Source organism: Geobacillus sp. WSUCF1 (genome assembly GCF_000422025.1).
GTDB classification, from domain to species: Bacteria; Bacillota; Bacilli; order Bacillales; family Anoxybacillaceae; genus Geobacillus; species Geobacillus zalihae.
The window spans coordinates 1-4,774 of sequence record NZ_ATCO01000045.1 but is presented as its reverse complement, the minus strand read 5'-3'; the positions used below and the strand labels follow the sequence as shown (position 1 = coordinate 4,774).

3 protein-coding genes and 2 pseudogenes are annotated in these 4,774 nt (G+C 53.0%); 2 read left to right on the top strand and 3 right to left on the bottom strand.

The features are described from left to right. Nucleotides 1-1,314, bottom strand: a 1,314-nt coding sequence (locus I656_RS10800) for an HAD-IC family P-type ATPase (RefSeq protein WP_020754437.1), incomplete at its 3' end; no start/stop codon positions are given. Between the two features lie 312 nt (nt 1,315-1,626). On the opposite strand from I656_RS10800, the gene I656_RS10805 reads away from it, so the two are divergent. Then, nucleotides 1,627-3,366, top strand: coding sequence for an NFACT RNA binding domain-containing protein (locus I656_RS10805; protein WP_020754436.1), 1,740 nt, complete (start codon nt 1,627-1,629; stop codon nt 3,364-3,366). A 248-nt stretch (nt 3,367-3,614) separates the two neighbouring features. Then, nucleotides 3,615-4,175 carry a Uma2 family endonuclease gene (locus I656_RS10810; protein ID WP_033005106.1) on the top strand — a complete coding sequence of 187 codons (561 nt, stop codon included), beginning with the start codon at nt 3,615-3,617 and terminating at the stop codon, nt 4,173-4,175. Between the two features lie 15 nt (nt 4,176-4,190). On the opposite strand, the pseudogene I656_RS19015 reads toward I656_RS10810, so the two are convergent. Together I656_RS19015 and I656_RS19870 are read right to left on the bottom strand one after the other, a co-directional pair. Next, nucleotides 4,191-4,366: pseudogene (locus I656_RS19015) on the bottom strand (transposase); the annotation flags it as partial. A gap of 76 nt (nt 4,367-4,442) precedes the next feature. Beyond that, nucleotides 4,443-4,682, bottom strand: a pseudogene (locus I656_RS19870) (Wall-associated protein precursor); the annotation flags it as partial. Nucleotides 4,683-4,774 lie beyond the last annotated feature (92 nt).

The following is a 4,774-nucleotide window of genomic DNA, read 5'->3' as shown; positions in this document are numbered from 1 at the left end:
CTCGGAATCAAACGGAAACTCCCGCTCGATCGCATACTCACCTAGCAGACTTCGTTTTGTAATCCCCGCCTTCGCTGCCGCGACCAGCAGCGCTCCTTCCGTCGGATCGCCGTCGATGTAGCGCCGGCCGTTTTCCTCTTTCAACTCCGAACTATTGCAAAGCACCCCCATTGTCAATAGGCGTGCGAGCTCGGGAACGCGGTTCGGATCAACCGTCCGGCCGCGTTCAGAAAACTCGCCATCCGTTTCAAGACCAACGCCGCTTACCGCAAATGTCCGCCCGCCTGCCCATACTTGCGTGACGGTCATCATGTTTTCCGTCATCGTCCCCGTTTTGTCGGAACAAATGACCGAAGCGCAGCCGAGCGTTTCCACCGCCGGAAGCTTGCGGACGATGGCGTTTCGTTTGATCATCCGCTGCACGCCAAGCGCCAAGACGACCGTCACAATGGCCGGCAACCCCTCCGGAATGGCGGCGACCGCGAGCGACACACCAGCCAAAAACATTTCATACAGGTCGTGCCCTTGAATGACACCTACGGCCACGACCGCTGCCGTCAGCACCAATGCGACGACAAGCAAAATTTTCCCAAGCTGCTCGAGTCGGCGCTGGAGCGGGGTTGCCCCCGCATCCGCCTCTTCGAGCATCGTCGCGATTTGTCCCATCGCTGTTTTCATCCCAGTGGCGATGACAATCCCGACCCCATTCCCTCTTGTCACGAGCGTCCCCATAAACGCCATATTGTGCAAATCGCCGAGCGACGCCTGTTTCGTATGAAGCGGGGCGGCCGATTTGGCTACGGGCACCGATTCGCCCGTCAAGGCGGATTCCTCGATTTCCATCCCGCTCGTCTCAATCAAGCGGACATCGGCCCCGACTCGGTCGCCGCTTGCCAGCCTCACGACATCACCGACGACAAGCTCGCGCGCCGGAATTTTCACCCACCTGCCATCGCGCCGCACAACCGCTTGCGGAGCGGACAGCCGTTTTAAGGCGGCCAGCGACTTTTCCGCCCGCCGCTCTTGGATAAACCCGAGAATGGCGTTCATGATCACGATCACAACAATCGCCGCCGCATCGACATACTCGCCTAAAAACGCGGAAATCACCGTCGCCGCAAGCAGCACCAACACCATAAAATCTTGAAACTGGCGGAAAAAGGCGCCGATGGCCGACTCCTTCTTCCCTTCCGCCAGCTCGTTGCACCCGAACTGCCGCAGCCGTTTTTCCGCCTCCGCCGCCGTAAGCCCGGTTTTGACATTCGTCTTCGTCTCGTGCGCGACATCGCTTGCCGCGAGCGTATGCCATTGCATCTGTCTCCCTCCGTCCTTTCATTTTTTCGCACGCCGTTCCTGCTTCTCTATGCTTATTCATACATGTCCCAAAAAATGATAGTCCCCGCCATGATGTTTCGCGACACAAACATAAGGAGTCGTGGACCCTTTGCCACGCCATCCCCCCATAAGGGAAAAAATCGTGTCAAAAAAGCGGGCCTCCCCATTTTATGCAACATGTTCGTCGGGCATCTTCGTCCGTCTTCAGATCATATTCAAAGAAATGTTCAAAACAGCGGGGCGTATGGTAAGATCGAAATAGCAAACAACCAAAATAGAAAGGTGTTTTCCATGTCCTTTGACGGAGTGTTTACGTACGCCATTGTCAGCGAACTCGAAGAGACGCTTGCGGGCGGGCGGATCACGAAAATCCACCAGCCGTCGGCGTATGAGATCGTCATGCTCGTGCGCGCCCGCGGCCATAATCATAAAGTGATGCTGTCGGCGCATCCGACGTACGCCCGCGTCCATTTGACAAACGAAACGTACAACAACCCATCCGAGCCGCCGATGTTTTGCATGCGGCTGCGCAAACAGTTGGAAGGAAGCATCATCGAGTCGGTCCGTCAAGTCGATTTCGACCGCATCATCGTCATGGACACAAAAGGCCGCGATGAACTCGGCGATCTGCAGACGAAGCGGCTCATCATTGAAGTGATGGGCCGCCATAGCAACATCATCCTCGTTGATGCATCGACCAACACGATCATCGACAGCCTGAAGCATTTGCCGCCGTCGGTCAACCGCTACCGGACGGTGCTTCCCGGGCATCCGTACGTCGCTCCGCCGACGCACGGCAAGCTGAATCCGCTTGAAGCGACGGAAGAAACGGTGCTGAAAAAACTTGATTTTCACGCCGGCAAGCTCGCCCAACAGCTTGTCTCCGCCTTCAGCGGCCTTTCGCCGCTATTTGCCAATGAGGCGGTGTTCCGCGCTGGGCTCGCCAACCGGGCGACGCTGCCAAAAAGCTTTCTTTCGCTCATCGATGACGTGCGCGGCCGCCGCTTTGCCCCGATGATGTACACGAACGGGGAAAAAGAATGGTTTTACGTGTTGCCGCTTAAGCACTTACAAATCGAAGGCCAACCGTTTGCGAGCGCAAGCGAGCTACTCGACCGCTTTTATTTCGGCAAGGCCGAGCGCGACCGCGTCAAGCAGCAAGCCCATGACATCGAGCGGCTCATGGCGAACGAAAAGGCGAAAAACGAGAAAAAGCTCCTAAAGCTCGAACAGACGCTCGAAGAAGCAAAGAAAGCCGACGTTTATCGACTGTACGGCGAACTGCTCACCGCCCATTTGTACGCCGCAAAGCGCGGCATGACGGAAATCGAGGTCGCAAACTACTACGACGAAAACGGAGGCACGGTCACCATTCCGCTCGACCCGCAAAAATCGCCGTCCGAGAACGCGCAGCAGTACTTTCAAAAATACCAAAAAGCGAAAAACTCGCTCGCCGTCGTGCAACAACAAATCGAGCGGACGAAAGAAGACATCGCCTATTGCGACACGATTTTAAGCCAGCTGGAAACCGCCTCGCCGAAAGATGTCGAGGAAATCCGCGACGAGCTCATCGAACAAGGCTATTTGCGCCCGCGCGCCGCGAAAGGAGCAAAAAAGCGGAAAACCACCGTCCCTGAGCTCGACCGCTACGTCGCAAGCGACGGCACGGAAATACTCGTTGGCAAAAACAACAAACAAAACGATTATCTCACAACAAAGCTGGCCCATAAGGACGATGTTTGGCTGCATGTGAAAAACATTCCCGGCTCGCACGTCGTCATCCGGAACAAGCAGCCGTCTGACGAGACGCTCTTGGAAGCGGCGAATCTCGCCGCCTACTTCAGCAAAGCCCGCCACTCCGGATCCGTGCCTGTCGACTACACGCGCATCCGCTATGTAAAAAAACCGAGCGGCGCCAAGCCGGGATTTGTCATTTACGAACACGAGCAAACGCTCTACGTCACACCGGATGAAGAACTCGTCCGCGCCATGAAACAACGGCAAAAAGAACAAGCGGCGAAACCATCGTAAACCCGCCCCAATGACCGCCCAACACGGCATCGGGCGATTCGCGCGAACTCCCGCAAACCGAAACAGTCTAGTGCCGCATCAAAGACAACGGGCTGTCTGTAAGACCAGCTGCATTGGCCTTATGGACAGCCCGCTTTGCAAACTTGTCGAGTCAACCACAAGCCGCCATCGCGAATGCAATTTGTTATCTTCAATCATCGTTGCCGTTTTGGATATGGTATAATAATGAAAAAAGCGAGGGAGATCCGATGAATCCAGAACCATCCAAACTGTATACGTATGCCGATTATATTCAATGGGATGGGCGTTGGGAGCTTATTGATGGAAAAGCTTACAACATGAGCCCTTCACCAACGTGGGAGCATCAGTTTACCGTTATGGAACTATCGTTCGCATTTCGTTCGTACTTTCAAAATAAAGATTGCTACGTTGCCATTGCTCCGTTTGATGTTCGTCTCTCCGAAAACGATGACTACACATATGCAAAACATGTCGTTCAACCCGATATTTCTGTCATTTGCAATCGAAACAACTTAACATCAAACGGCTGTTTAGGCGCACCAACACTCATTGTCGAGGTTCTTTCTCCGTCTACAGCATTAAAAGATCGAAATGAAAAATTTAAACTATACGAACAATTTGGTGTAAAAGAATATTGGATTGTTGACCCTTTGTATAAAACGATTGAAGTATTTGGGTTAGAAGATGGATTTTTTAAAAAAAGAGAAGCGTTTGGGGAAAATGAAACCATCATCTCTTTTCTATTTACCGATTTTTCTCTCGAGGCGAGGCGATTATTTTTTCAATAAAAATATCCGTATGACTTACACGTCAATGCTCTCATCCATGCCCAATCCCTGCAGAATCCTTCGCTGATCAGGGGTGGTCTCCCTAGCCTGCGTTGGATTTGCCCATCCGGCAGTTCCAACAGAACGATTCTCACATACCAAAACCATTGAAAAATCGCTTGTCCGGTTGGTCGGGTCCGTTTCCGGCCGCCGTACCGACCGAAACGCTTTCCACGAGGCCGCGGTCATCATACGTAAAAGTAGCGCCGGCTCCGTTTCCTGTCGTGAAGTTTTGATTTTATTTCCGTTGGCATCATAGTCATTCGTGGTCACATCATGGAGCGGATCGACGGTTTTGATGAGTTTGCCGGTCGCATCATAAGAGTAGGTAAACTCTTGTGACTGGCCATCGCTTGTACGAATGACTTTCGAAGTCATATTGTCATTCGCGTCATATTCATAGTTGACGGAAGTGCCGTTTGCTAACAACAGCTGTTTGAAGCGATCCGATAAATCATTGTTCCACTCCAATTCGCTGTGGTTCCTTCAAAGCTGCTATTTACAACTGGGGTGTAGGTGGAAGAAACCTGTGATTGGCTGCTTCATCCTATTTCGCGCAG

Coding starts and splice junctions, on each gene's coding strand:
- I656_RS10805 (WP_020754436.1), top strand. CDS start 1,627: ATGTCCTTTGACGGAGTGTTTACGTACGCCATTGTCAGCGAACTCGAA.
- I656_RS10810 (WP_033005106.1), top strand. CDS start 3,615: ATGAATCCAGAACCATCCAAACTGTATACGTATGCCGATTATATTCAA.